Raw genomic sequence first — 26,067 nt, 5'->3', positions numbered from 1 at the left:
AGCAATGACCCACCAGTGGCGCGGAATCATCGAGGAGTACCGGGACCGGCTGCCGGTATCCGACACCACGCCGGTCGTGACGCTCCGCGAGGGCGGCACGCCCCTCGTGCCCGCGCAGGTGCTCTCCGAGCGCACGGGCTGCGAGGTCCACCTGAAGGTGGAGGGCGCGAACCCCACCGGGTCCTTCAAGGACCGCGGCATGACCATGGCCATCAGCAAGGCCAAGGAGGAGGGGGCGAAGGCCGTCATCTGTGCCTCCACGGGCAACACCTCCGCCTCCGCCGCCGCCTACGCGGTGCGCGCCGGGATGGTCTCCGCGGTGCTCGTGCCGCAGGGCAAGATCGCGCTCGGCAAGATGGGCCAGGCCCTCGTGCACGGCGCGAAGATCCTCCAGGTCGACGGCAACTTCGACGACTGCCTCACGCTCGCGCGTGCCCTGAGCGAGAACTACCCCGTGGCGCTGGTCAATTCGGTCAACCCGGTGCGCATCGAGGGGCAGAAGACGGCCTCCTTCGAGATCGTGGACATGCTGGGTGACGCCCCGGACATCCACGTCCTGCCGGTCGGCAACGCGGGCAACATCACCGCGTACTGGAAGGGGTACAAGGAGTACGCCGCGGACGGCGTCGCCTCCAGAACCCCCCGGATGTGGGGTTTCCAGGCCTCCGGCAGTGCCCCGATCGTGCGCGGCGAGGTCGTGAAGGACCCGTCGACCATCGCCACCGCGATCCGCATCGGCAACCCCGCCTCCTGGCAGTACGCCCTGGCGGCGCGGGACGAGTCGGGCGGTTTCATCGATGAGGTGACGGACCGTGAAATCCTGCGTGCCTACCGACTGTTGGCCGCGCAGGAGGGTGTCTTCGTGGAGCCCGCGTCCGCCGCGTCCGTGGCCGGTCTGCTGAAGGCGGCCGAGCAGGGCAAGGTCGACCCGGGGCAGCGGATCGTGTGCACGGTCACCGGCAACGGCCTGAAGGACCCCGACTGGGCCGTCGCGGGCGCCCCGCAGCCGGTCACCGTCCCGGTCGACGCCGCGACGGCGGCCGAGCGCCTCGGCCTCGCCTGAGGCCCTGCGGATCCCGGACCTGTGGATCCCGGACCTGCGGATCCCGACTCGGCCTCGCCCGAGCATCCGATGAGACCCGAGCATCCGATGAGACCCGAGCATCCGATGAGACCCGAGCATCCGATGAGACCCGAGGATCCGCGGAGACCCGAGGATCCCCAGAGATCCGCTCCGGATCCGCCGGAGAACCCGCCCGCACCGGGCAACCCGGCGGCTCCCTGCGGCGTCTAAATCTGGGGACTCCCTGGGAAGGGGGCACGAGGGGCCCACGACACGCATCGTGCGCCTCCTGTGCGCCCTATGTCGCCACAGAACCTTCCTTCGATAGGCTGTACTGAACCCGCCCACTGCATATGCCGCGCATATGGCAGGGTGCCGCGTTGTCTGCGCGGCCGGAGGGCCTTCACGTACGTATCGAATGTCATTCGACCATCACGCAGCTCAAGGAGAGTCATCGAGCGATGGCCGGTCCAGCGTTCCGCGCCGCCGCCGTCCGGGTGCGCGTCCCCGCCACCAGCGCCAACCTCGGCCCGGGCTTCGACGCCCTGGGCCTCGCGCTGGGGTTGTACGACGACGTGGTCGTCCGGGTGGCCGACTCCGGGCTGCACATCGACATCGCGGGGGAGGGCAGCGAGACGCTGCCGCGTGACGAGAGCCATCTCCTCGCACGCTCCCTGCGCACCGCCTTCGACCTGCTCGGCGGCCAGCCGCGCGGCCTCGAGATCGTGTGCGCGAACCGCATTCCGCACGGCCGCGGCCTGGGCTCTTCCTCCGCCGCCATCTGCGCGGGCATCGTCGCCGCCCGGGCGGTGACCATAGGCGGCGAGGCCAAGCTCGACGACACCGCCCTGCTCGAGCTGGCCACCGAGATCGAGGGGCACCCCGACAACGTGGCGGCCTGTCTGCTCGGCGGCTTCACGCTCTCCTGGATGGAGGCCGGCGCCGCGCGGGCGATCAGGATGGAGCCCAAGGATTCCATCGTTCCGGTGGTTTTCGTGCCCGGAAAGCCGGTACTGACCGAGACGGCGCGCGGCCTGCTGCCGCGCACCGTGCCGCACGTCGACGCCGCCGTCAACGCGGGCCGCGCCGCCCTGCTCGTCGAGGCCCTGACCAGGCGCCCCGAGTTGCTGCTGCCCGCCACCGAGGACCGTCTCCACCAGGAGTACCGCGCCCCCGCGATGCCGGAGAGCGCCGCGCTGGTGGAGCGGCTGCGGGCGGACGGGATCCCCGCGGTGATCTCCGGCGCCGGGCCCACCGTCATGGCGCTGGCCGACGCGGGCACCGCCGAAAAGGTGGAACGGCTGGCGGGGGCCGGCTGGGCCGCCAACCGGCTGAGCCTGGATGCCCAGGGTGCGAGCGTCCTGCCGCTCGCGGCTCCCGGGGATATTTAAAAGCGTCCGGTTGCCGGATTTGGAGAGGGGGAATGTTTGTTGGATCCGGTAGTGTTAATCTCAAGTCTGCACCCGACCCCACCATGGCGAGGTGCTTCGTGTCCCCGTCCGGGACAGACATTCTTCCGGGAGTCTCCCAAGCCACTCCGTGTTCCGTACGTCGTACCTGGGCAGCACGTTGTACGCGGGCACTGAGCGGGCCACTGGGCACGCTCCGGAATCGGTGCTACCACGCCACGTGACACTGGGTGCCACGGCTCGAGGAAGCGCCATCACCAGAAATTTCCTCCGCCGCTTAGGCGGACCACCGCCCCGGCTTGGTTCACAGAGACAGAACCGATGCCGGACAGCACAACCGGTCGCCGAGCCAGACAGGCCGACGTCCGCTCCAGGGAAGGACCCTTCGTGAGCGACACCACCGATCTGATGGGCGCACGTGTCGAGGAGACCGCTGCCGCGCCCGCCACGGACGCCTCCGCGCCTGCCACCGGTGCCGGCTCCCGGCGGCGCCGCGGTACCGGCCTCGACGGCATGGTGCTGGCCGAGTTGCAGCAGGTCGCATCCGGCCTCGGCATCAGGGGCACGGCGCGTATGCGCAAGAGCCAGCTGATCGAGGTCATCAAGGAGGCGCAGGCGGGCGGCGGCGCCGCCCCGGCCGCCAAGGCCGACGCCCCCGCCGAGACCAAGCCGAAGCGCCGGGCCACCTCCAAGGCCCGTACGGGCGAGGAGGCCGCCGAGAAGAAGGCCGCGAAGGCCGCCGAGGCGCCCGCCGAGAAGGCCGTGGCCCAGCAGCAGATCGAGATTCCCGGCCAGCCGGCCGGGGGCAACGGGGACGACGCCCCGACCGAGCGTCGCCGTCGCCGTGCCACCGCCGAGGCGGGTGCCCCGGCGAGCAGCGGCACCGAGACGATCGCCGCCGAGGCGAAGAGCGAGCCCAAGGCCGAGACGCCCGCCCAGCAGGCTCAGCCGCAGGGTGACGCCGCCAAGGGCGACGCCGGTGACGGCGAGGGCCGTGGCCGCCGCGACCGCCGCGAGCGCGGCCGGGACCGTGACCGCGGTGACCGCCGTGGCGGCAAGGGCGACGACCAGCAGCAGGGCCAGGGCGGCGGCCGCACGGACCGTCAGGACCGTCCGGACCGCCAGCAGCAGGGCCAGCAGCAGGGCGGCGGCCGCCAGGACCGCAACGCCGGTCCGCAGGACGACGACGACTTCGACGGCGGCCGCCGTGGCCGTCGCGGCCGCTACCGCGACCGCCGGGGCCGCCGTGGCCGCGACGAGATCGCCGAGCCGCAGCTGGCCGAGGACGACGTCCTGATCCCGGTCGCGGGCATCCTGGACATCCTCGACAACTACGCCTTCATCCGTACGTCGGGCTACCTGCCGGGTCCCAACGACGTGTACGTCTCCCTCGCCCAGGTCCGCAAGAACGGCCTGCGCAAGGGCGACCACGTCACCGGTGCGGTCCGTCAGCCCAAGGAAGGCGAGCGGCGCGAGAAGTTCAACGCGCTGGTCCGCCTCGACTCCGTCAACGGCATGGCGCCCGAACACGGCCGTGGCCGCCCGGAGTTCAACAAGCTGACCCCGCTCTACCCGCAGGACCGCCTCCGCCTGGAGACGGACCCGGGCGTGCTGACCACCCGCATCATCGACCTCGTGTCGCCGATCGGTAAGGGCCAGCGCGGTCTGATCGTGGCCCCGCCGAAGACCGGCAAGACCATGATCATGCAGGCGATCGCCAACGCGATCACCCACAACAACCCCGAGTGCCACCTGATGGTCGTCCTCGTCGACGAGCGTCCGGAAGAGGTCACCGACATGCAGCGGTCGGTCAAGGGCGAGGTCATCTCCTCGACCTTCGACCGCCCGGCCGAGGACCACACCACGGTCGCCGAGCTCGCCATCGAGCGCGCCAAGCGACTGGTGGAGCTGGGCCACGACGTGGTCGTGCTGCTCGACTCGATCACGCGTCTGGGCCGTGCGTACAACCTGGCCGCGCCGGCCTCCGGCCGCATCCTGTCCGGTGGTGTCGACTCGACGGCGCTGTACCCGCCGAAGCGCTTCTTCGGTGCGGCCCGCAACATCGAGGACGGCGGCTCGCTGACCATCCTCGCCACCGCCCTGGTGGACACCGGGTCCCGCATGGACGAGGTGATCTTCGAGGAGTTCAAGGGCACCGGCAACGCCGAGCTCAAGCTCGACCGGAAGCTCGCCGACAAGCGCATCTTCCCGGCGGTGGACGTCGACGCGTCCGGCACCCGCAAGGAAGAGATCCTGCTTGCTCCCGACGAGCTCGCCATCGTCTGGAAGCTGCGCCGGGTGCTGCACGCCCTCGACCAGCAGCAGGCGGTCGAACTGCTCCTCGACAAGATGAAGCAGACGAAGTCGAACGCCGAGTTCCTGATGCAGATCCAGAAGACGACGCCGACTCCCGGCAACGGAGACTGAGGCAGAGTTCCACTCAGAGCCTCGCCAGGCGTTTTCCGGGCCGCCCCCCGTCACACGAGTGACGGGGGGCGGCCCTTTGGCGCTGAGTAGGACGGGACGCATCATGCGTCCCGTCCACCTCTTGCCTCCCTGGGGACTCCCTTGAGCACAGCCTCGCCCGCCGGCGGCCGGCACAGACGCCGGATACGCATCGCCCTTCCCCTCGCCGCCGCCGGTGTGGCCGCGGCCGTCACCGCCGCGCTGATGACCTCGTCCGCCGGTGCGACAACCACGCCGCCGACACCGACGGTCAAGCCGGCCATCAGCTCGCCGTCGCTCAGCGAGCTGGAGAAGCGGGTCGCGGGCGCCCTCGCCGGTGACGACACCGCGGGGCAGACGACCCAGAAGTCGTCCCTGAGCGCGAGCACGAACACCGCCACGGCCGACCCGAAGATCATCGGCGGCACCGACACCACCATCACCTCGGCCCCGTGGATGGCCCAGCTCTGGTACTACGACGACAAGGGCACCACCGACACGAGCGACGACCTCGGCTTCTTCTGCGGCGGCTCCGTCGTCGCGCCGACGAAGATCCTCACCGCCGCGCACTGCGTCAAGGGCTACGACTGGCACGCCAACGGCGCCGTCATCACGGGCACCTCCCAGCTGGCCACCACCGACGACTCGGGCAACACCGACCTGCACGGCGGGACCGCCACCGGCGTCTGGCGGCAGTGGAACCACCCGTCGTACAGCGCGAACACCATCGACAACGACCTGGCCGTGCTCACCCTGCCGGTCGCGATCAAGGCCGCGCCGATCCGGATGACGACGTCCGGCGACACCGCCTCGTACGCGGCGGGCACCAGCGCCAAGCTGTACGGCTGGGGCCGCACCAGCTCCACCAGCCAGGACATCTCCGACACGCTGAAGACGGCCACCCTGCCCATCCAGTCGGACAGCACCTGCGCCGGCTACTACGGCACGGACTTCGTCAAGGGCCACATGGTGTGCGCGGGCAAGCCCGCCACCGGCAGCGACACCGGCACCACCGCCTCCTGCAACGGCGACTCCGGCGGCCCGCTGATCGTGAACAACCGGATCGTGGGCGTGGTCTCCTGGGGCGTGAAAGACTGCGTGGAGAAGGGCTCCTACAGCGTCTTCACCAAGACCAGCACCTACGCCGGCGCCGCCTACCCGCGCATCGACGACACCAACCTCAGCGGCGACCACAAGGCCGACCTGTGGGTGCGCGAGTCCTCCACCAAGACCGGCTACGAGAAGGACTCCACGGGCAGCGCGTTCGGCGCCCGCCAGTCCTGGGGCGGCTGGAGCGGCGTCAACGTCGTCCTTCAGACCGACCTCGACCGTGACGGCTACCAGGACCTGGTCGTGCGCGACAGCGCCTCCGGCGACGTCTTCTGGACCCACTACGTGACCTCGAGCGGATCCTGGAGCACACAGCAGATCTTCGACAACTGGGAGACCCGCACCCGCATCATCGCCCCCGGCGACCTCACCGGCGACTACCTGCCCGACCTGCTGTCCGTCGACTCCGGCGGCACGATGTGGCTCTACCCGGGCAAGGGCAACGGCGCCTTCGCCGCCCGCGTGGAGGTCGGCACGGGCTGGAACCAGTACAACTCGGTACGCGGCCACGGCGACTTCAACGGTGACGGCAAGGCCGACCTGCTCGCGCGCAAGAGCAGCACGGGCGATGTGTACCTGTACAAGGGCACCGGCAAGTCGGGCACCGGGGCGTTCTCCACCCGGGTCAAGGTGCGCACGTGGAGCAGTACGACGTACAACGCCTTCGACGCGGTCGGTGACGTGAACGGCGACGGCAAGGCCGACTTCCTGGCCCGCACGCCCGGCGGCACGCTCTACCTGTACAAGGGCACCGGCAAGGCGACCAGCGAGATCTTTGCCACACGTGTCTCGGTCGGTACCGGTTTCGACAGGTACGACATCTTCGGCTGAACCCGCAGGTGAGCGGGTGGTGACCCCGCTCGTCCGACTACGGACCGTGCCCACCGTCGTACGCGGTGGGCACGGTCCGTTGTGCAACCCTTTGCCGAGTTTCCCCGTCTGACCCGGGGGAGTGACGATGGTGCGGTAAGGGTCGCGAGACCAGGCCTGTCCCTGAAAGCAGGGGGTAACCGACCGGACGAGAATTCGAGGAGCACATGTCTGCCGAGAGCACGCCGGAGCCCGCGATAACCGAGCCCGGCCCGAAGGGCCGCCGAAGCAAGGGGCGCCGCCGCAAGGCCCCCAGCAGGCGCCACAAGGCCCTGCTGGTCACCGCCTGGACCGCGGGGGGCGTGTTGGTGCTGGGCGGCACCGGCATCGGGTACGTGTACTTCAAGCTCAACGGCAACATCAAGAGCGTCGACATCAACCAGGCGCTCGGCACGGACCGGCCGGCCAAGGCCGACAACGGCTCCGAGAACATCCTGGTCCTCGGCTCGGACACCCGCTCCGGCTCCAACAAGAAGCTCGGCGGCGGCACCGACGACGGCAGCGCCCGCTCCGACACGGCGATGATCGTGCACGTCTACAAGGGCCACAAGAAGGCCACCGTGGTCTCCATGCCCCGCGACACCCTCATCGACCGCCCCGAGTGCACCGACACCAAGGGCGCCACCCACCCCGCGGCCAGAGGGGTCATGTTCAACGAGTCGTACTCCACCGGCGGTGCCGCCTGCACCGTCAAGACCGTGGAGACCCTCACCGGCCTGCGCATGGACCACTACCTCGAGGTCGACTTCGCCGGCTTCCAGAAGCTCATCGACGAGCTCGGCGGCGTCCCGGTGACCACCACCAAGAGCATCAAGGACCCGCAGAGCCACCTGGACCTCAAGGCCGGCACGCACCAGCTCACCGGCCGGCAGGCCCTCGGCCTGGTCCGCACCCGGCACGGCGTCGGCGACGGCTCCGACCTCGGCCGCATCCAGCTCCAGCAGGCCTTCGTCAAGGCCCTGGTCAACCAGGTCAAGCACATCGGCGTCTTCACCAACCCGAAGAAGCTGCTCGACCTCGCCGACACCGCCACCAAGACGGTCACCACCGACTCCGACCTGGGCTCGGTGAACTCCCTGACGGACTTCGCCGACGGCCTGAAGGGCATCAGCTCCTCGCACATGCACATGGTCACGATGCCGGTCCAGTACGACCCCGCGAACCCCAACCGCGTCATCGTCCAGCAGACCAAGGCCAAGCAGGTGTGGACGGCCCTCAAGAACGACCGGCCCATCCCGGCCGGCGCCACGAAGGGCACGGCGACGGGCGAGGCCAAGGGCGTCGTGACCTCTTCATAGGCGCTCGCTGTATGCGCCCCACCCTCAGGGAATAGAAAACGCGAACCCCCGGTTTTGGGGGATGGCCCCAGTCCTGGCAGACTGGTACGTCGGCTCCGGTTCACGCCTCCGCACCCCGCGGCAGCGACCCGGCGCCCTCCCGAAACCTAGGAGACACCTTGAAGCGCGACATCCACCCCGAGTACGTCGAGACGCAGGTCAGCTGCACCTGTGGCGCGTCGTTCACCACCCGTAGCACGATCCAGAGCGGCACCATCCGCGCCGAGGTCTGCTCCGAGTGCCACCCGTTCTACACGGGCAAGCAGAAGATCCTCGACACCGGTGGCCGTGTGGCCCGCTTCGAGGCCCGCTTCGGCAAGGCTGCCGCCGGCTCGAAGAAGTAGCGAGCACCGATCCGCCGGTCCACGGCCGCGTCCCCTCCCCGGAGGGCGTCGCGCCGGGACCGGCGTTTTTGGTCGCCCGCCAGCCCTTCACCCGCAGTACAGGAGCCCCAAGATGTTCGAGGCCGTCGAGGAACTCGTCGCCGAGCACGCCGACCTGGAGAAGAAGCTCGCCGACCCGTCGGTCCACTCCGACCAGGCCAACGCGCGCAAGCTGAACAAGCGCTACGCCGAGCTCACCCCGATCGTCGCCACGTACCGCTCCTGGAAGCAGACGGGCGACGACGTCGAGACGGCCCGCGAACTGGCCGCCGACGACCCCGACTTCGCGGCCGAGGTCAAGGAGCTGGACAAGCAGCGCGAGGAACTGACCGAGAAGCTGCGCCTCCTGCTCGTCCCGCGCGACCCGAGTGACGACAAGGACGTCATTCTGGAGATCAAGGCGGGCGCAGGCGGTGACGAGTCCGCCCTGTTCGCCGGTGACCTGCTGCGCATGTATCTGCGCTACGCGGAGCGCGTCGGCTGGAAGACCGAGATCATCGACGCCACCGAGTCCGAACTCGGCGGCTACAAGGACGTCCAGGTCGCCGTGAAGACCAAGGGCGGCCAGGGTGCCACCGAGCCCGGCCAGGGCGTGTGGGCCCGACTGAAGTACGAGGGCGGCGTGCACCGCGTGCAGCGGGTGCCCGCGACCGAGTCCCAGGGCCGTATCCACACCTCCGCCGCCGGTGTCCTCGTCACCCCCGAGGCCGAGGAGGTGGACGTGGAGATCAACCCCAACGACCTCCGCATCGACGTCTACCGCTCCTCCGGACCGGGCGGCCAGTCCGTGAACACCACCGACTCCGCGGTGCGCATCACGCACATCCCGACCGGGGTCGTCGCCTCCTGCCAGAACGAGAAGAGCCAGCTTCAGAACAAGGAGCAGGCACTGCGTATCCTGCGCTCCAGGCTGCTCGCCGCGGCGCAGGAGGAGGCGGAGAGGGAGGCCGCCGACGCCCGTCGCAGCCAGGTCCGCACCGTCGACCGCTCCGAGAAGATCCGCACCTACAACTTCCCGGAGAACCGCCTCTCGGACCACCGTGTCGGCTTCAAGGCGTACAACCTGGACCAGGTCCTGGACGGCGAGCTCGACGCGGTGATCCAGGCCTGCGTCGACGCTGACTCGGCGGCGAAACTCGCGGCCGCGTAAGGCACATTACGCAGGTCACGCACGTGACGAAGTACTGAGCACCGGAGGACGAGCGTGCAGCAAGATTTTGGGGGGCGACCCCCAAGCCCCCGCAGCGTGCTGCTCGCGGAGGTGGCACAGGCGACCCAGCGGCTGGCCGCCGCCGGCGTGCCCTCGCCGCGCAACGACGCGGAGGAGCTCGCCGCGTTCGTGCACGGGGTGAAGAGGAGCCAGCTGCACTCGGTGAAGGACTCCGACTTCGACGCCCGCTACTGGGAGGTCATCGCCCGGCGTGAGCAGCGCGAGCCGCTCCAGCACATCACCGGGCGGGCCTACTTCCGGTACCTCGAACTACAGGTCGGGCCGGGCGTGTTCGTGCCCCGGCCCGAGACCGAGTCCGTGGTCGGCTGGGCCATAGACGCGGTGCGCGCCATGGACGTGGTCGAGCCGAGCATCGTCGACCTGTGCACCGGATCCGGCGCCATCGCGCTCGCCCTCGCCCAGGAGGTCCCGCGCTCCCGTGTGCACGCCGTGGAGCTGTCCGAGGAGGCGCTCCGGTGGACCCGCAAGAACGTGGAGGGGTCCAGGGTCGACCTGCGCCAGGGCAACGCCCTGGACGCCTTCCAGGACCTCGACGGCCAGGTCGACCTGGTCATCTCCAACCCGCCGTACATCCCGCTCACCGAATGGGAGTACGTCGCCCCCGAGGCCCGCGACTACGACCCCGAGCTGGCGTTGTTCTCCGGGGAGGACGGCCTCGACCTCATCCGTGGCCTGGAGCGCACGGCACACCGGCTGCTGCGTCCCGGCGGCGTCGTCGTCATCGAGCACGCCGACACGCAGGGCGGACAGGTGCCGTGGATCTTCACCGAGGAGCGGGGCTGGGCCGACGCGGCCGACCACCCGGACCTCAACAACCGTCCCCGGTTCGCGACCGCGCGCAAGGCGCTGCCGTGACCACCACGACTCATCCCCACCAGCAGCACGTGTACGAGGAGGCCCGCTAGACATGGCACGGCGATACGACACCAATGACGCGACCGACCGCGTGACCGGTCTGCGCGAGGCCGCGTCCGCCGTCCGCCGGGGCGAACTCGTGGTGCTGCCCACCGACACCGTGTACGGCATCGGCGCCGACGCGTTCTCCTCGCAGGCGGTGGCCGACCTGCTCGACGCCAAGGGCCGGGGCCGCAACATGCCCACCCCTGTGCTGATCGGCTCCCCGAACACGCTCCACGGTCTCGTCACCGACTTCTCCGAGCTGGCCTGGGAGCTGGTCGACGCGTTCTGGCCGGGGGCCCTCACGCTGGTCGCCAAGCACCAGCCGTCCCTCCAGTGGGACCTGGGGGACACCCGTGGCACGGTTGCCGTGCGCATGCCGCTGCACCCGGTCGCGATCGAGCTGCTGACGGACGTCGGCCCGATGGCCGTCTCCTCGGCCAACCTCACCGGGCACCCGGCGCCGGAGAACTGCGACGCCGCGCAGGAGATGCTGGGCGACTCCGTCTCCGTCTACCTCGACGGCGGCCCCACCCCGGGCAACGTGCCGTCGTCCATCGTCGACGTCACCGGCGAGGTGCCGCTGCTGCTGCGCGAGGGCGCGATCTCACCGGACGAGCTGCGGAAGGTCGTACCCGACCTCGAGGTGGCGAATTGACGGCCCCTGACGCGGGGCGTGGCATAGGCGGCGGTGGATACAACGCGGAAGAGACGACGACGTTCGGGTTTCCGCGCGACACCTTCCGCATCCTCCACGTCAGCACCGGCAACGTGTGCCGCTCGCCGATCACCGAGCGGCTGACCCGCCATTTCGTGGCGGAGCGGCTCGGCGTACTGGGCGGCGGGCTGATCGTGGAGAGCGCGGGCACCTGGGGTCATGAGGGCGCGCCCATGGAGGCCAACGCGGAGGCCGTCCTGGCCGACTTCGGCGCGGACGCCTCCGGCTTCGTCGGGCGGGAGCTGTTGGACGAGCACGTGATCATGGCGGACCTGGTGCTGACCGCCACGCGGGACCACCGGGCGCAGGTGATCTCCATGGGGCACTCGGCCGGCCTGCGCACGTTCACCCTGAAGGAGTTCACCCGCCTGGTGCGGGCCATAGACCCGGCGACGCTGCCTCCGCTGGAGTACGGGCTGGTCGCGCGTGCGCGTGCGCTGGTCCGGGCGGCGGCCGCGCTGCGGGGGTGGCTGCTGGCGCCGACCGCGGAGGCGGACGAGGTGTACGACCCGTACGGCGCGCCCCTGCCGTTCTTCCGCTCGATCGGCGACGAGATACACGAGGCGCTGGATCCGGTGGTGACGGCGTTGACCGGCGTACCGGCGCGGACGTAGCGGCCTGCCGGTCGCGGCGGCCGCATGGGTCCGCCCCCGCCGCCCCTTCCCTCCCCGTCCCCAGGGGCTCCGCCCCTTCGACCCCACCAGGGGGCTACGCCCCCTGAACCCCCGCCGTGCTGCGCCTCTGCACCCCTGCGGGGCTGCGCCCTCAGGACCTTTGCGGGGCTGCCGCCTCTGCACCCCGCCGGGGGCTGCCGCCCCCAGGACCCCTGCGGGGCTCCGCCCCTTCGACCCCCAGGGGGCTACGTCTCCGAACCCGCGGGGGGCTCCGCCCCTGCAACCCTGCCGTGGGCTCCGCCCCTGCGCCCCGCCGGGGGCTGCCGCCCCCCAGGACCCCTGCGGGGCCACCGCCTCTGCACCCCGCCGGGTCTGCGCCCCCACCAGGACCGCATGGCCGGGGTCCGCGCCCCCACCAGGACCGCATGGCCGGGGTCTGCATCCCCACCAGGACCGCATGGCCGGGGTCCGCGCCCCCGCCAGGACCGTGTGGCCGGTTGTCCACGGTGGTGTGGGCTCGGTGGGGGGATGCCGCGCAGGGTGTTCGTCCCGGGCCTACATTGGACTCACGTCACCGTCGACCGCCCGGAGTGTGTCATGTCGGTCACCCATACCCTCGAGGCCGATGTCCTGCGGCGGCAGGACCCGGAGCTGGCCGGGATACTGCTGGGTGAGGCGGAGCGGCAGTCGACGACGTTGCAGCTGATCGCCGCGGAGAACTTCACGTCACCGGCGGTGCTGGCCGCGCTCGGGTCGCCGTTGGCGAACAAGTACGCGGAGGGGTATCCGGGTGCCCGGCACCACGGCGGCTGCGAGATCGTCGACGTCGCGGAGCGCCTCGCGGTCGACCGGGCCAAGCGGCTGTTCGGGGCCGAGCACGCGAACGTACAGGCGCACTCGGGATCGTCGGCCGTGCTCGCGGCCTATGCCGCCCTGCTGCGGCCCGGTGACACCGTTCTCGCCCTCGGGCTGCCTCACGGCGGCCATCTCACCCACGGCTCGCCCGCCAACTTCTCCGGCCGCTGGTTCGACTTCGTCGGGTACGGGGTGGACGCGGAGACCGGGCTCATCGATCACGACCAGGTGCGGGCCCTGGCCCGCGCGCACCGGCCCAAGGCGATCGTGTGCGGGTCGATCGCCTACCCGCGCCACATCGACTACGCCTTCTTCCGCGAGGTCGCCGACGAGGCCGGGGCCTATTTGATCGCGGACGCCGCGCACCCCATAGGGCTGGTCGCCGGCCGAGCGGCGCCCAGCCCGGTGCCGTACGCCGACATCGTGTGCGCCACCACCCACAAGGTGCTGCGCGGTCCCCGCGGCGGGATGATCCTGTGCGGCACCGAACTGGCCGAGCGCGTCGACCGGGCCGTGTTCCCCTTCACCCAGGGCGGCGCGCAGATGCACACCATCGCCGCGAAGGCCGTGGCGTTCGGCGAGGCGGCGACACCGGCGTTCACCGCGTACGCCCATCAGGTGGTCGCCAACGCGCGGGTGCTGGCCGACGGGCTCGCCGCCGAGGGCCTCGTCGTCACCACCGGCGGCACCGACACCCACCTGATCACCGCCGACCCGGCCCCGCTCGGCGTCGACGGGCGCACCGCCCGCGGCCGGCTCGCCGCCGCCGGAATGGTCCTGGACTGCTGCGCGCTGCCGCACGGCGACGCCCGCGGCCTGCGCCTGGGCACGGCCGCGGTGACCACGCAGGGCATGGGCGAACCCGAGATGGCGCGGATCGCGGCGCTGCTCGCCGGTGTGCTGCGCGGTGCGACACAGCTCACGGCGACGCGGGACGAGGTGCGGGAACTGGTGGGTGGATTCCCGCCGTATCCGGGCCGTATTCCGGCTGAGCGCGGGTAGCCGCACCCTCGTAGACGCCGACGTGCGCCCGAGCACACAGCCTTACGTGCAACCATCGTCGCTACCCGGCAGTCCCCACAGATATGCGTACGTCGCTAGGGTGTGGGGCTGAGATGGCCAGCGAGACCTGTGGGGAAGCCCGTGCGTGAATACCTGCTGACGCTCTGCATCACGGCCGCGGTGACGTATCTGCTGACAGGGCCGGTACGGAAGTTCGCGATCGTGGCCGGGGCGATGCCGGAGATCAGGGCCCGTGACGTGCACCGGGAACCCACTCCGCGGCTCGGCGGTATCGCCATGTTCTTCGGCCTGTGCGCGGGTCTGCTGGTCGCGGACCATCTCACGAACCTCAGTGAGGCGTTCACCAAGTCCAACGAACCGCGTGCCCTGCTCTCCGGGGCGGCCCTGATCTGGCTGATCGGCGTCCTGGACGACAAGTTCGAGATCGACGCCCTGATCAAGCTGGGCGGTCAGATGATCGCCGCCGGCGTGATGGTCATGCAGGGTCTGACGATCCTGTGGCTGCCCATCCCGAGCGTCGGGAACGTGGCGCTCACCCAGTGGCAGGGCACGCTGCTGACGGTGGCGCTGGTGGTCATCACGATCAACGCGGTCAACTTCGTCGACGGCCTCGACGGCCTCGCCGCCGGCATGGTGTGCATCGCCGCCGCCGCGTTCTTCCTGTACGCCTACCGGATCTGGTACTCGTACGGCATCGAGGCCGCCGCCCCGGGCACGCTGTTCTCGGCGATCCTGATGGGCATGTGCCTGGGCTTCCTGCCGCACAACATGCACCCGGCGCGGATCTTCATGGGCGACTCCGGCTCGATGCTGATCGGGCTGGTGCTGGCGGCGGGCGCGATCTCGATCACCGGGCAGGTCGACCCGGACGCGCTGAACCTGTACGCGGGGTCCGAGAAGGCGGCCGTGCACCAGACGGTGCCGGTCTACATCCCGCTGCTGCTGCCGCTGACGATCATCGCCGTGCCGGCCGCCGACCTGGTCCTGGCCATCGTGCGCCGCACCTGGCGCGGTCAGTCGCCGTTCGCAGCCGACCGCGGGCACCTGCACCACCGGCTGCTGGAGATCGGCCACTCGCACAGCCGGGCCGTGCTGATCATGTACTTCTGGTCGGCGCTGATCGGCTTCGGCGCGCTGGCCTACTCGGTGAACTCCGCGTCGATGTGGATCGTGCTCGGGGTGGTGTTCCTCAGCGCGATCGGCCTCGTGCTGCTCCTGCTGCCGCGGTTCACCCCGCGTGCCCCGCGCTGGGCCGAGCACATCGTGCCGCCGCGGTACCGGCGCCGCCGCGCGGCCGCGACGCACGAACAGCACGCGCAGGCCGTCGAACACGGCGAGGAGGACGCCGCGACGCACCCCGCTCCGGTCGCCGCCGCGGTGACCCGGGTCAACGGAGCGACCGCCATCGGCGCCCGTTCGCGGTCCCGCGTCGGCGGCGGCTCAAGGTAAGAATCTGACTAGAGCATTGCCAAGTCGTGGGGGAACAAAGCCCCCTAATACCAGACAAGACACCCCGGTTTCTGCACAGACGCGCACTGTCACTCTCATGTGTGACAGCAAGCACACCTGCCAGGTAAAGACCTCATCAAATAGTTTGTGATACGGTTCACGAGAACCCCGGATAGAGCCGAAGGGCCGCGATGCGACGGTCCCTTGGCGTGAGGTCTCGAACACTCAGACCGGGACTACGCTCGTCCATGACGACACCCTGCCCCCTGCGAAAGCGGAGTTGCCGCCATGCCGTCCAATGACGCCCGGATGTTGGCCCAGGCCGCCGTACCCACGGCCGCCGTCGGCGTGATCGCCGCCGTCGTGAGCGGCGTGGTCGCGGGCGGCAAGGGTGCGATCGGGGCGGCCGTCGCGACGGTGATCGTGATCCTCTTCATGGGGATCGGCCTCTACGTCCTGCAGCGCACCGCCAAATCATTTCCGCAGCTGTTCCAGATGATGGGCCTGATGCTCTACGCGGCCCAACTGCTGCTGCTGTTCATCTTCCTCGCAGCCTTCAAGAACACGACGTTGTTCAACTCCCGTGCCTTCGCCATCGTGCTCGTGGTCGCCACCCTGACGTGGATGGCCGCGCAGACGCGTGCCCACATGAAGGCCAAGATCCTCTACGTCGAACCCGATTCGAGCGCCTCCACGAAGGGTGACAAGCCCCAGAAGTCGGGGCACTCGTCGTGAGAGGTAGGCCCGGGATAAAGGCGCACGAGAGATCCTGCTATCGTCCGGTGCCAACTGCGGCATCGCGGGCGCGGGCATCCGAGCTGACGCCTGCTCAATCGCGAGGCGAGATGCCCCACAGCCGCCCCCACATCCGTAACACCAGTCCCGTGCCGAACCGCGGCCCCGCGTCGCGCCGACACAACGAGGTTGCCGTACCTATGCGCCACGATGAAGGAGCCCGCGGTGAGTGCTGACCCGACGCAGACGCTCGCTTTCGACACGAGCTGCCACCTGTTCGACGGGTGCGGCTTCCCGGCTCCGGGCCTGCACTCGTTCCTGTTCAAGCCGCTCCTGGGTGACGCGGACAGCAACGTGTACTTCAACAAGACAATGCTGCTGGCGCTGCTCGGGTCGATCATCATCGTCGGCTTCTTCTGGGCAGCCTTCGCACGCCCGAAGGTCGTCCCGGGCAAGGTCCAGATGGTCGCCGAGGCCGGCTACGACTTCATCCGGCGCGGGGTCGTCTACGAGACCATCGGCAAGAAGGAAGGCGAGAAGTACGTCCCGCTCGTCGTCTCGCTGTTCTTCTTCGTCTGGATGATGAACCTCTGGTCGATCATCCCGGTCGCCGCCTTCCCGGTGACGGCGATCATCTCGTACCCCGCGGCCCTGGCCGGCATCGTCTACATCCTCTGGGTCTCCCTGACCTTCAAGCGGCAGGGCTTCGTCGGCGCCTTCAAGAACTTCACCGGCTACGACAAGACGCTCGGCGGGGTGCTCCCGCTGTCGATGACGATCGAGTTCTTCTCGAACCTGCTGGTGCGGCCCTTCACGCACGCCGTGCGACTCTTCGCGAACATGTTCGCCGGGCACACGCTGCTGCTGCTCTTCACGATCGCCAGCTGGTACATGCTGAACGGCATCGGCATCGCCTACTCCGGCGTCTCGTTCGTGATGGTCATCGTGATGACCGCCTTCGAGCTCTTCATCCAGGCTGTCCAGGCGTATGTCTTCGTACTGCTGACCTGCAGCTACATCCAGGGCGCGCTCGCCGAGCACCACTGAGCACCCCGACCACCCACCCAGACATCCGGTGGCCAACCCCCACCGGTCCTTGAAAGAGAAGGAAGAACCGGCATGTCCGCTCTTGCGCAGGCCACCCTCGCCGCCACCCAGATCAAGGGCAACCTCGGCTCCATCGGTTACGGCCTCGCCGCGATCGGCCCCGGCGTCGGCGTCGGCATCATCTTCGGTAACGGCACCCAGGCCCTCGCCCGCCAGCCCGAGGCGGCCGGCCTGATCCGCGCCAACCAGATCCTGGGCTTCGCCTTCTGTGAGGCGCTCGCCCTGATCGGTCTGGTCATGCCGTTCGTCTACCCGACCTCCTGACCGACCGTCGCGCACCATTAGACGAAAGGCACTGATATGAGCCCCCTGGTTCTGCTGGCGGCGGAGGAGGCCGAAAACCCCCTCATCCCGCCGATCCCAGAGCTCGTCATCGGCCTGATCGCCTTCGTCATCGTCTTCGGCTTCCTCGCCAAGAAGCTCCTTCCGAACATCAACAAGGTTCTGGAGCAGCGCCGCGAGGCGATCGAGGGCGGTATCGAGAAGGCCGAGGCCGCGCAGACCGAGGCCCACAGCGTCCTCGAGCAGTACAAGGCTCAGCTCGCCGAGGCCCGGCACGAGGCCGCGCGCCTGCGCCAGGAGGCTCAGGAGCAGGGTGCCGCGCTCATCACCGAGATGCGCGCCGAGGGCCAGCGGCAGCGTGAGGAAATCATCACCGCCGGTCACGCCCAGATCGAGGCCGACCGCAAGGCCGCCGCGTCCGCGCTCCGTCAGGACGTCGGCAAGCTCGCCACCGAACTGGCCGGCAAGCTCGTCGGCGAGTCCCTCGAGGACCACGCCCGCCAGAGCCGTGTGATCGACCGCTTCCTCGACGAGCTCGAGGAGAAGGCCGAGGCCACGCGATGAACGGAGCGAGCCGCGAGGCACTGGCAGCCGCACGTGAGCGGCTCGACGCGCTGACGGACGCCACGTCCGTGGACGCGACGCAGCTCGCCGACGAGCTGGCGGCCGTCACCGCGCTGCTCGACCGCGAGGTGTCGCTGCGTCGGGTCCTCACCGATCCGGCGCAGTCCGGCGAGGCCAAGGCCACGCTCGTCCAGCGCCTGATCGGCGGCCAGGTCAGTGGTGCCGCCGCCGACCTGGTGTCCGGCCTGGCGCGCTCCCGCTGGTCGCAGACCCGCGACCTGGTGGACGCGCTGGAGGAGCTGGCGAACATCGCCGACCTCACCGCCGCGCAGCGGGCGGGCACGCTCGACGACGTCGAGGACGAGCTGTTCCGGTTCGGCCGGATCGTCTCCTCGAACACCGAGCTGCGCGCCGCGCTGACCGACCGCAAGGCCACCGCCTCCGCCAAGGTCGAGCTGCTGCACCGGCTGCTCGGCGGCCGGGCCAAGGTGACCACCGAGCGTCTGGTGACGCGCCTTGTGACCGCGCCGCGGGGACGTAGCCTGGAGGCGGGACTCGAGTCCCTGTCCAGGCTCGCCGCCGAGCGCCGCGACCGGGCGGTCGCCGTCGTCACCTCGGCGGTGCCGCTGAGCGACACGCAGAAGCAGCGCCTGGGCGCCGCTCTCGCGAAGCTCTACGGCCGTCGGATGCACCTCAACCTGGACGTCGACCCCGAGGTCGTCGGCGGGATCCGGGTGCAGGTCGGTGACGAGGTCATCAACGGCTCCCTCGCGGACCGGCTGGAAGACGCCGCCCGCCGCATGGCGAGCTAGCCGCAACTCAACACGCAAGACGTACACGACGGCCCTGGTTGGGCCGTGCAGAGGATTCACCTCTTATTGGGGGGAGTCCCCCAACCCCCCAAGTGAAACTTCGGGCCCAACAAGGAGAGCAGGGAACCCAGATGGCGGAGCTCACGATCCGGCCGGAGGAGATCCGGGACGCGCTGGAGAACTTCGTCCAGTCGTACAAGCCGGACGCGGCCTCGCGCGAGGAGGTCGGCACGGTCACCTTTGCCGGCGACGGCATCGCCAAGGTGGAGGGTCTTCCCTCCGCCATGGCCAACGAGCTGCTGAAGTTCGAGGACGGCACCCTCGGCCTCGCCCTCAACCTCGAGGAGCGCGAGATCGGTGCCATCGTCCTCGGCGAGTTCAGCGGTATCGAGGAGGGGCAGCCGGTCACGCGTACCGGTGAGGTCCTCTCCGTCGGAGTCGGTGAGGGTTACCTCGGCCGCGTCGTCGACCCGCTCGGCAACCCGATCGACGGCCTCGGCGAGATCGAGACGTCCGGCCGCCGCGCCCTCGAGCTGCAGGCCCCCACGGTCATGCAGCGCAAGTCGGTGCACGAGCCGATGGAGACCGGCTACAAGGCCGTCGACGCGATGACCCCGATCGGCCGTGGTCAGCGTCAGCTGATCATCGGTGACCGCCAGACCGGCAAGACCGCTCTGGCCATCGACACGATCATCAACCAGCGCGACAACTGGCGCTCGGGCGACCCGAAGAAGCAGGTCCGCTGCATCTACGTCGCCATCGGCCAGAAGGGCTCCACCATCGCCGGCGTGCGCCGCGCGCTGGAGGAGAACAACGCCCTCGAGTACACGACCATCGTCGCCGCCCCGGCGTCCGACCCGGCCGGCTTCAAGTACCTGGCGCCGTACACCGGTTCGGCCATCGGTCAGCAGTGGATGTACGAGGGCAAGCACGTCCTGATCATCTTCGACGACCTGTCGAAGCAGGCCGACGCCTACCGCGCCGTGTCGCTGCTGCTGCGCCGCCCGCCGGGCCGTGAGGCCTACCCGGGTGACGTCTTCTACCTGCACTCCCGGCTGCTGGAGCGCTGCGCCAAGCTCTCCGACGACATGGGTGCCGGCTCGATGACCGGTCTGCCGATCGTCGAGACCAAGGCCAACGACGTCTCGGCGTTCATCCCGACCAACGTCATCTCCATCACCGACGGCCAGTGCTTCCTGGAGTCCGACCTGTTCAACGCCGGCCAGCGTCCGGCCCTGAACGTCGGTATCTCGGTCTCCCGCGTCGGTGGCTCGGCCCAGCACAAGGCGATGCGCCAGGTCTCCGGCCGGCTGCGCGTGGACCTCGCCCAGTTCCGTGAGCTGGAGGCGTTCGCCGCCTTCGGTTCCGACCTGGACGCCGCGTCGAAGGCGCAGCTGGAGCGCGGTCAGCGCATGGTCGAGCTGCTGAAGCAGGCCCAGTACGAGCCGATGGCCACCGAGGACCAGGTCGTCTCCGTGTGGGCCGGCACCACCGGCAAGATGGACGACGTCCCGGTCGCCGACATCCGCCGCTTCGAGCGCGAACTGCTGGAGTACCTGCACCGCAAGGAGCAGGGCCTCATGACCTCCATCAAGGAGGGCGGCAAGATGTCCGACGACACCCTCCAGGCCATCGCCGACGCGATCGCGGAGTTCAAGAAGCAGTTCGAGACGTCGGACGGCAAGCTGCTCGGCGAGGACGCCCCGGCCACCTCCGGCAAGTGACGACGGAAGGGACCTGACTCATGGGAGCCCAGCTCCGGGTCTACAAGCGTCGCATCCGATCCGTCTCCGCGACCAAGAAGATCACGAAGGCGATGGAGATGATCGCCGCCTCGCGCGTCGTCAAGGCGCAGCGCAAGGTGGCGGCCTCCACGCCGTACGCGACCGAGCTCACCCGAGCGGTCACGGCGGTCGGTACCGGTTCGAACACCAAGCACCCGCTCACCACGGAGGCGGAGAACCCGACCCGTGCCGCGGTCCTGCTCCTCACGAGCGACCGCGGTCTGGCCGGCGCCTTCAACTCCAACGCCATCAAGGCTGCGGAGCAGCTGACCGAGCGCCTGGAGCGCGAGGGCAAGGAGGTCGACACGTACATCGTCGGCCGCCGCGGTCTGGCCCACTACAAGTTCCGTGAGCGCAAGGTCACGGAGTCGTGGACGGGCTTCACCGACGAGCCCTCGTACGCGGACGCCAAGAAGGTCGCGGCGCCGCTGATCGAGGCGATCGAGAAGGAGACGGCGGACGGCGGCGTGGACGAACTCCACATCGTCTTCACCGAGTTCGTCTCGATGATGACGCAGACGGCGCTCGACGCCCGCCTGCTGCCGCTGCGCCTCGAAGAGGTGGCGGAGGAGAAGCCGCAGGGCGAGATCCTCCCGCTGTACGACTTCGAGCCGTCGGCGGAGGACGTCCTCGACGCCCTGCTGCCGCGGTACGTCGAGAGCCGTATCTACAACGCGCTGCTCCAGTCGGCCGCTTCGAAGCACGCCGCCACGCGGCGCGCGATGAAGTCGGCCACGGACAACGCCGGTGAGCTCATCGAGACGCTCACCCGGCTTGCCAACCAGGCCCGCCAGGCCGAAATCACCCAGGAAATCAGCGAGATCGTCGGAGGCGCGAGCGCCCTGGCCGACGCGACCGCGGGGAGTGACCGCTAATGACCACCACTGTTGAGACCGCGACGGCTACGGGCCGCGTCGCCCGGGTCATCGGCCCGGTCGTCGACGTGGAGTTCCCCGTCGACGCGATGCCCGAGATGTACAACGCCCTCCACGTCGAGGTCGCCGACCCGGCGAACGCGGGCGAGAAGAAGACGCTGACCCTGGAGGTCGCCCAGCACCTGGGTGACGGCCTGGTCCGCGCGATCTCCATGCAGCCCACCGACGGTCTGGTCCGCCAGGCCGCGGTGACCGACACCGGCGCGGGCATCTCCGTCCCGGTCGGCGACTTCACCAAGGGCAAGGTGTTCAACACCCTCGGTGAGGTGCTGAACAGCGACGAGTCCTACGACGGTGAGCGCTGGACCATCCACCGCAAGGCCCCCGCCTTCGACCAGCTCGAGTCGAAGACCGAGATGTTCGAGACCGGCCTGAAGGTCGTCGACCTGCTGACCCCGTACGTCAAGGGCGGCAAGATCGGTCTGTTCGGTGGCGCCGGTGTCGGCAAGACCGTGCTGATCCAGGAAATGATCATGCGTGTCGCCAACCTCCACGAGGGCGTCTCCGTCTTCGCGGGCGTCGGCGAGCGCACCCGTGAGGGCAACGACCTCATCGCGGAGATGGAAGAGTCCGGCGTTCTGGACAAGACCGCGCTGGTCTTCGGTCAGATGGACGAGCCCCCGGGCACCCGTCTGCGCGTCGCCCTGGCCGGTCTGACGATGGCGGAGTACTTCCGCGACGTCCAGAAGCAGGACGTGCTGTTCTTCATCGACAACATCTTCCGCTTCACCCAGGCCGGTTCCGAGGTCTCCACGCTGCTCGGCCGTATGCCGTCCGCGGTGGGTTACCAGCCGAACCTGGCGGACGAGATGGGTCAGCTCCAGGAGCGCATCACCTCGACCCGCGGTCACTCGATCACCTCGATGCAGGCGATCTACGTCCCCGCGGACGACCTGACCGACCCGGCGCCGGCCACCACCTTCGCCCACCTCGACGCGACGACGGTGCTCTCCCGTCCGATCTCGGAGAAGGGCATCTACCCGGCCGTGGACCCGCTGGACTCCACGTCCCGGATCCTGGACCCGCGCTACATCGCGCAGGACCACTACAACGCGGCCATGCGCGTGAAGACGATCCTCCAGAAGTACAAGGACCTCCAGGACATCATCGCGATCCTCGGTATCGACGAGCTCGGCGAGGAGGACAAGCTCGTCGTCCACCGTGCCCGTCGCGTGGAGCGCTTCCTGTCCCAGAACACCCACGCCGCCAAGCAGTTCACCGGTGTGGACGGGTCGGACGTGCCGCTGGACGAGTCGATCGCCGCGTTCAACGCGATCTGCGACGGTGAGTACGACCACTTCCCGGAGCAGGCGTTCTTCATGTGCGGTGGTCTCGAGGACCTGAAGAAGAACGCGAAGGAGCTGGGCGTCTCCTGAGCCCCGCGCTCGCCCGTGAGAGGGGCGGGGACGCACCCCGGTGGGGTGTGTCCTGCCCCTCTCGCCACGCCTACTAGAATTGACCCCACACCCGGCACAACCGCCGGGTGGTGACCCGAGGAGCCACCCTTGGCTGCTGAGCTGCACGTCGAGCTGGTCGCCGCGGACCGCCAGGTCTGGTCCGGCGAGGCCACCCTGGTCGTCGCGCGCACCACGTCCGGCGACATCGGCGTCATGCCCGGTCACCAGCCGCTGCTCGGTGTGCTGGAGTCGGGCCCGGTGACCATCCGTACGAGTGATGGTGGAACGGTCGTCGCCGCGGTGCACGGCGGTTTCATCTCGTTCGCGGACGACAAGCTGTCGCTGCTGGCCGAGATCGCCGAGCTGTCGGACGAGATCGATGTCCAGCGCGTGGAGCGCGAGCTCGAGCGCGCGAAGGCCGAAGGCGACGCCACCGCCGAGCGTCGGGCGGACGTCCGCCTGCGCGCCGCGACGGCGCGCTGAACTGGAGGCCCCTCCCAGGCCCTTTAGGCTCTGGGAGAGCGCGCGATGACGCACCTCAGCCGCGGCTGGGACCGGAGCGATCCGGTGCCGGCCGCGGCTGAGGTGAATCAGGGTCTTTTTTACGTTCCGTTACCTAGGAGACGAGGAGGTCGGTGCCGATGGTCCTCGCTCTGACTGTGTGCGGGATCGTGGTCGTACTCGTGGTGGTGGGACTGTTCCTGTTCGGCCTGCGCCGCAGACTGATCCAGCGCTCCGGCGGCACCTTCGACTGCTCCCTGCGCTGGGACGTGCCGGAGAAACCCGACACCGGCGGCAAGGGCTGGAGCTACGGCGTCGCCCGCTACAACGGCGACCGCATCGAGTGGTACCGCGTCTTCTCCTACGCCCCCCGCCCGCGCCGCGTCCTGGAGCGGGCGCAGATCGAAGTGGCCGGCCGCCGCCTTCCCGAGGGTGAGGAGGAGCTGGCCCTGCTCTCCGACGCCGTCGTCCTCGCCTGTACGCACCGGGGCACGCGCCTGGAACTCGCCATGAGCGACGACGCGCTGACAGGTTTCCTCGCGTGGCTGGAGGCAGCCCCGCCCGGACAGCGAGTGAATGTGGCGTAGCCACATTCACTCGCTGGGTGGGGGTCCCCCGGACGAAGTCCGGGGGAGCGTCGACGTCGCTCAGGTCCTGGTCGCCCAGGTCCTGGCTTACGACAGTCCGCTGTTGATGGCGCTCACCAGCTCGCCGCTCGTGGTGTCACCGCTGAACTCCCAGAAGAACGCGCCGCCCAGCCCCTGGGTCTTGGCCCACGACATCTTGGTGCCGATGGTGGCGGGAGTGTCGTAGGACCACCAGTTGCTGCCGCAGTGGGCGTACGCCGTGCCCGCGACGGTGCCGGTGGCCGGGCAGGACGTCTTGAGCACCTTGTAGTCCTCGATGCCCTGCTCGTACGTGCCCGCGGCCGGGCCCGTGGCCGTGCCGCCCGGGGCGTCCTGGGTGACGCCGGTCCAGCCTCGGCCGTAGAAGCCGATGCCGATGAGCAGCTTGCTCGCGGGCACGCCCTTGGCCTTGTACTTGGCGATCGCGTCGGCCGTGGTGAAGCCGGCCTTCGGGATGCCGCTGTACGAGGTGAGCGGGGAGTGCGGGGCGGTGGGGCCCTGCGCGTCCCAGGCGCCGAAGAAGTCGTACGTCATCACGTTGTACCAGTCGACGGAGCTCGCGGCGCCGGCGTAGTCGGCCGCGTCGATCTTGCCGCCGGAGGAGCCGTCGGCCGTGACCGCCGCGGTGACCAGGTTGTTCGAGCCGAACTTGGCGCGCAGCGCGGCCATCACGTTCTTGTAGGCGGCGGCACCGCTGGTGTCGCAGCTCAGCCCGCAGGCGTTCGGGTACTCCCAGTCGATGTCGATGCCGTCGAACACATCGGCCCAGCGCGGGTCCTCGACCAGGTCGTAACAGGACTGCGCGAAGGCCGCCGGGTCCTTGGCCGCCTCGCCGAAGCCGCCGGACCAGGTCCAGCCGCCGAAGGACCACAGCACCTTGATGTTCGGGTACTTGGCCTTCAGCTCACGCAGCTGGTTGAAGTTGCCGCGCAGCGGCTGGTCCCAGGTGTCGGCGACGCCGCTGACGGACTGGTCGGCGGTGAAGGCCTTGTCGTAGTCGGCGTAGGAGTCGCCGATCGCGCACTTGCCGCCGGTGACGTTGCCGAAGGCGTAGTTGATGTGCGTGATCTTGGACGCCGAGCCGGAGGTCACCAGATTCTTGACGTTGTAGTTGCGCCCGTAGATGCCCCACTCGGTGAAGTACCCGAGCTTGACCTTGGAGCCGGCGGTCGGGGGAGTGGTGGTGCCCCCGGTGGTGTGCACGGCGGCCGCGCCGCTGACCGGGCCGGTCTGGTCGGCGGTGTCGCGGGCCTGAACGGTGTAGGAGTAGTCGGTGCCGGCGCTCAGGCCGGTGTCGGTGTACGAGGTGGTGGTCACGGTGGCGACCTTCGCCCCGTCCCGCAGGACGTCGTAGTTCTTGACGCCCTTGTCGTCGGTGGCCGCGCTCCAGCTGAGCTTCACCGAGGTGTCGGTGATGCCCGAGGCGGTCGGTGTGCCGGGTGCGGAGGGCGCCGCGTCGCCGGGGACCGTCGTGCCGTCGCAGCTGTCGCCGTTCAGCTTGCAGTTGGACGGCGAGCCGGAGCCCGCGCCGTTGAAGCCGAAGGAGACGGAGGCGCCGGGGGCGAGGCTGCCGTTGTAGGACTTGTTCTTCGCGGTCCAGTGGGTGCCGGAGGACGTGACGTCCGCGTCCCAGGCCGAGGTGACCGACGTGCCGGAGGGGAAGTCCCACTCGACGGTCCAGGAGCTGATGGCCGTGGTGCCGGTGTTCTTCACCGTCCACCTGCCCTCGAAGCCGGTGCCCCAGTCCGACGCCTTGGCGTAGGTGGCGGTCGCGGTCGTGGCGGCCTGGGCGGGGCCCGCGAGGCCGACCAGCCCGGCCACGGGGAGCAACAGGGTCGCGAACCCTGCCGCGGCTCTGTGTACGAAGCGCATGCTGCGCCTCCTCTGTGGGGATGTCAGGGGCATGACTGAGCCTTCATG

Annotated in this window: 23 protein-coding genes; 22 read left to right on the top strand and 1 reads right to left on the bottom strand. The window is 69.6% G+C overall.

Annotated elements, in window-relative coordinates:
• Positions 1-4 precede the first annotated feature (4 nt).
• The 22 genes from thrC (at position 5) to ACWGJM_RS35030 (ending at position 24,108) form a co-directional block, all read left to right on the top strand.
• A complete protein-coding gene (thrC, locus tag ACWGJM_RS35135) occupies positions 5-1,063 on the top strand; it encodes a threonine synthase (protein ID WP_453415812.1) in 1,059 nt (352 codons plus the stop codon).
• 461 nt (positions 1,064-1,524) lie between these two features.
• Complete coding sequence (gene thrB, locus ACWGJM_RS35130) at positions 1,525-2,454, top strand: homoserine kinase (RefSeq protein WP_453415811.1); 930 nt, start codon at positions 1,525-1,527, stop codon at positions 2,452-2,454.
• Positions 2,455-2,859: 405 nt separating this feature from the next.
• Positions 2,860-4,899: a transcription termination factor Rho gene (gene rho / locus ACWGJM_RS35125; protein WP_453415810.1), complete on the top strand. Its 2,040-nt coding sequence runs from the start codon at positions 2,860-2,862 to the stop codon at positions 4,897-4,899.
• A 243-nt stretch (positions 4,900-5,142) separates the two neighbouring features.
• On the top strand, positions 5,143-6,858 hold the full coding sequence (locus tag ACWGJM_RS35120) for a trypsin-like serine protease (RefSeq protein ID WP_453415828.1): 1,716 nt from the start codon (positions 5,143-5,145) through the stop codon (positions 6,856-6,858).
• 206 nt (positions 6,859-7,064) lie between these two features.
• Entirely contained in the window at positions 7,065-8,195 is a 1,131-nt protein-coding gene (locus ACWGJM_RS35115; RefSeq protein WP_453415809.1) for an LCP family protein, read from the top strand.
• A 158-nt stretch (positions 8,196-8,353) separates the two neighbouring features.
• Complete coding sequence (gene rpmE, locus ACWGJM_RS35110) at positions 8,354-8,578, top strand: 50S ribosomal protein L31 (RefSeq protein WP_030672379.1); 225 nt, start codon at positions 8,354-8,356, stop codon at positions 8,576-8,578.
• A gap of 112 nt (positions 8,579-8,690) precedes the next feature.
• Positions 8,691-9,767 (top strand): peptide chain release factor 1, encoded by a 1,077-nt coding sequence (prfA, locus tag ACWGJM_RS35105; RefSeq protein ID WP_453415808.1) that lies wholly within the window; start codon positions 8,691-8,693, stop codon positions 9,765-9,767.
• A 96-nt stretch (positions 9,768-9,863) separates the two neighbouring features.
• Positions 9,864-10,703, top strand: a complete 840-nt coding sequence (prmC, locus tag ACWGJM_RS35100) for a peptide chain release factor N(5)-glutamine methyltransferase (protein ID WP_453415807.1) — start codon at positions 9,864-9,866, stop codon at positions 10,701-10,703.
• Between the two features lie 52 nt (positions 10,704-10,755).
• A complete protein-coding gene (locus tag ACWGJM_RS35095; RefSeq protein WP_453415806.1) occupies positions 10,756-11,403 on the top strand; it encodes an L-threonylcarbamoyladenylate synthase in 648 nt (215 codons plus the stop codon).
• Positions 11,400-12,077, top strand: coding sequence for an arsenate reductase/protein-tyrosine-phosphatase family protein (locus tag ACWGJM_RS35090; protein ID WP_453415805.1), 678 nt, complete (start codon positions 11,400-11,402; stop codon positions 12,075-12,077). Before ACWGJM_RS35095 ends, ACWGJM_RS35090 begins: the two co-directional genes overlap by 4 nt.
• Positions 12,078-12,674: 597 nt before the next feature.
• Complete coding sequence (locus tag ACWGJM_RS35085) at positions 12,675-13,934, top strand: serine hydroxymethyltransferase (protein ID WP_453415804.1); 1,260 nt, start codon at positions 12,675-12,677, stop codon at positions 13,932-13,934.
• Positions 13,935-14,075: 141 nt separating this feature from the next.
• A complete protein-coding gene (locus ACWGJM_RS35080) occupies positions 14,076-15,404 on the top strand; it encodes an MraY family glycosyltransferase (RefSeq protein WP_453415803.1) in 1,329 nt (442 codons plus the stop codon).
• A gap of 288 nt (positions 15,405-15,692) precedes the next feature.
• The gene (locus ACWGJM_RS35075; RefSeq protein WP_453415802.1) at positions 15,693-16,139 is read left to right on the top strand and encodes a hypothetical protein; all 447 of its coding nucleotides are present in this window, start codon (positions 15,693-15,695) and stop codon (positions 16,137-16,139) included.
• Between the two features lie 210 nt (positions 16,140-16,349).
• Entirely contained in the window at positions 16,350-17,186 is an 837-nt protein-coding gene (gene atpB / locus ACWGJM_RS35070; protein ID WP_453415801.1) for a F0F1 ATP synthase subunit A, read from the top strand.
• 72 nt (positions 17,187-17,258) lie between these two features.
• Positions 17,259-17,510, top strand: a complete 252-nt coding sequence (locus ACWGJM_RS35065; protein ID WP_361454547.1) for an ATP synthase subunit c family protein — start codon at positions 17,259-17,261, stop codon at positions 17,508-17,510.
• A gap of 36 nt (positions 17,511-17,546) precedes the next feature.
• Positions 17,547-18,092, top strand: a complete 546-nt coding sequence (locus ACWGJM_RS35060; RefSeq protein ID WP_361454544.1) for a F0F1 ATP synthase subunit B — start codon at positions 17,547-17,549, stop codon at positions 18,090-18,092.
• Positions 18,089-18,904 carry a F0F1 ATP synthase subunit delta gene (locus ACWGJM_RS35055; RefSeq protein ID WP_453415800.1) on the top strand — a complete coding sequence of 272 codons (816 nt, stop codon included), beginning with the start codon at positions 18,089-18,091 and terminating at the stop codon, positions 18,902-18,904. Before ACWGJM_RS35060 ends, ACWGJM_RS35055 begins: the two co-directional genes overlap by 4 nt.
• A 131-nt stretch (positions 18,905-19,035) precedes the next feature.
• Positions 19,036-20,628 (top strand): F0F1 ATP synthase subunit alpha, encoded by a 1,593-nt coding sequence (gene atpA / locus ACWGJM_RS35050; protein ID WP_453415799.1) that lies wholly within the window; start codon positions 19,036-19,038, stop codon positions 20,626-20,628.
• 20 nt (positions 20,629-20,648) lie between these two features.
• Positions 20,649-21,563, top strand: coding sequence for a F0F1 ATP synthase subunit gamma (locus tag ACWGJM_RS35045; protein ID WP_453415798.1), 915 nt, complete (start codon positions 20,649-20,651; stop codon positions 21,561-21,563).
• A complete protein-coding gene (gene atpD, locus ACWGJM_RS35040; protein WP_453415797.1) occupies positions 21,563-22,999 on the top strand; it encodes a F0F1 ATP synthase subunit beta in 1,437 nt (478 codons plus the stop codon). Before ACWGJM_RS35045 ends, atpD begins: the two co-directional genes overlap by 1 nt.
• Positions 23,000-23,128: 129 nt before the next feature.
• A complete protein-coding gene (locus ACWGJM_RS35035; RefSeq protein ID WP_132853399.1) occupies positions 23,129-23,503 on the top strand; it encodes a F0F1 ATP synthase subunit epsilon in 375 nt (124 codons plus the stop codon).
• A 158-nt stretch (positions 23,504-23,661) separates the two neighbouring features.
• Complete coding sequence (locus ACWGJM_RS35030) at positions 23,662-24,108, top strand: DUF2550 domain-containing protein (RefSeq protein ID WP_453415796.1); 447 nt, start codon at positions 23,662-23,664, stop codon at positions 24,106-24,108.
• An 87-nt stretch (positions 24,109-24,195) separates the two neighbouring features.
• On the opposite strand, the gene ACWGJM_RS35025 is transcribed toward ACWGJM_RS35030, so the two are convergent.
• Positions 24,196-26,019, bottom strand: a complete 1,824-nt coding sequence (locus ACWGJM_RS35025; RefSeq protein WP_453415795.1) for a glycosyl hydrolase family 18 protein — start codon at positions 26,017-26,019, stop codon at positions 24,196-24,198.
• Positions 26,020-26,067: the final 48 nt, after the last annotated feature.

It is taken from the genome of Streptomyces sp. NPDC054834 (genome assembly GCF_053611185.1).
The sequence above is the reverse complement of the archived record's forward strand: the minus strand, read 5'-3'. Positions and strand labels throughout refer to the sequence as shown.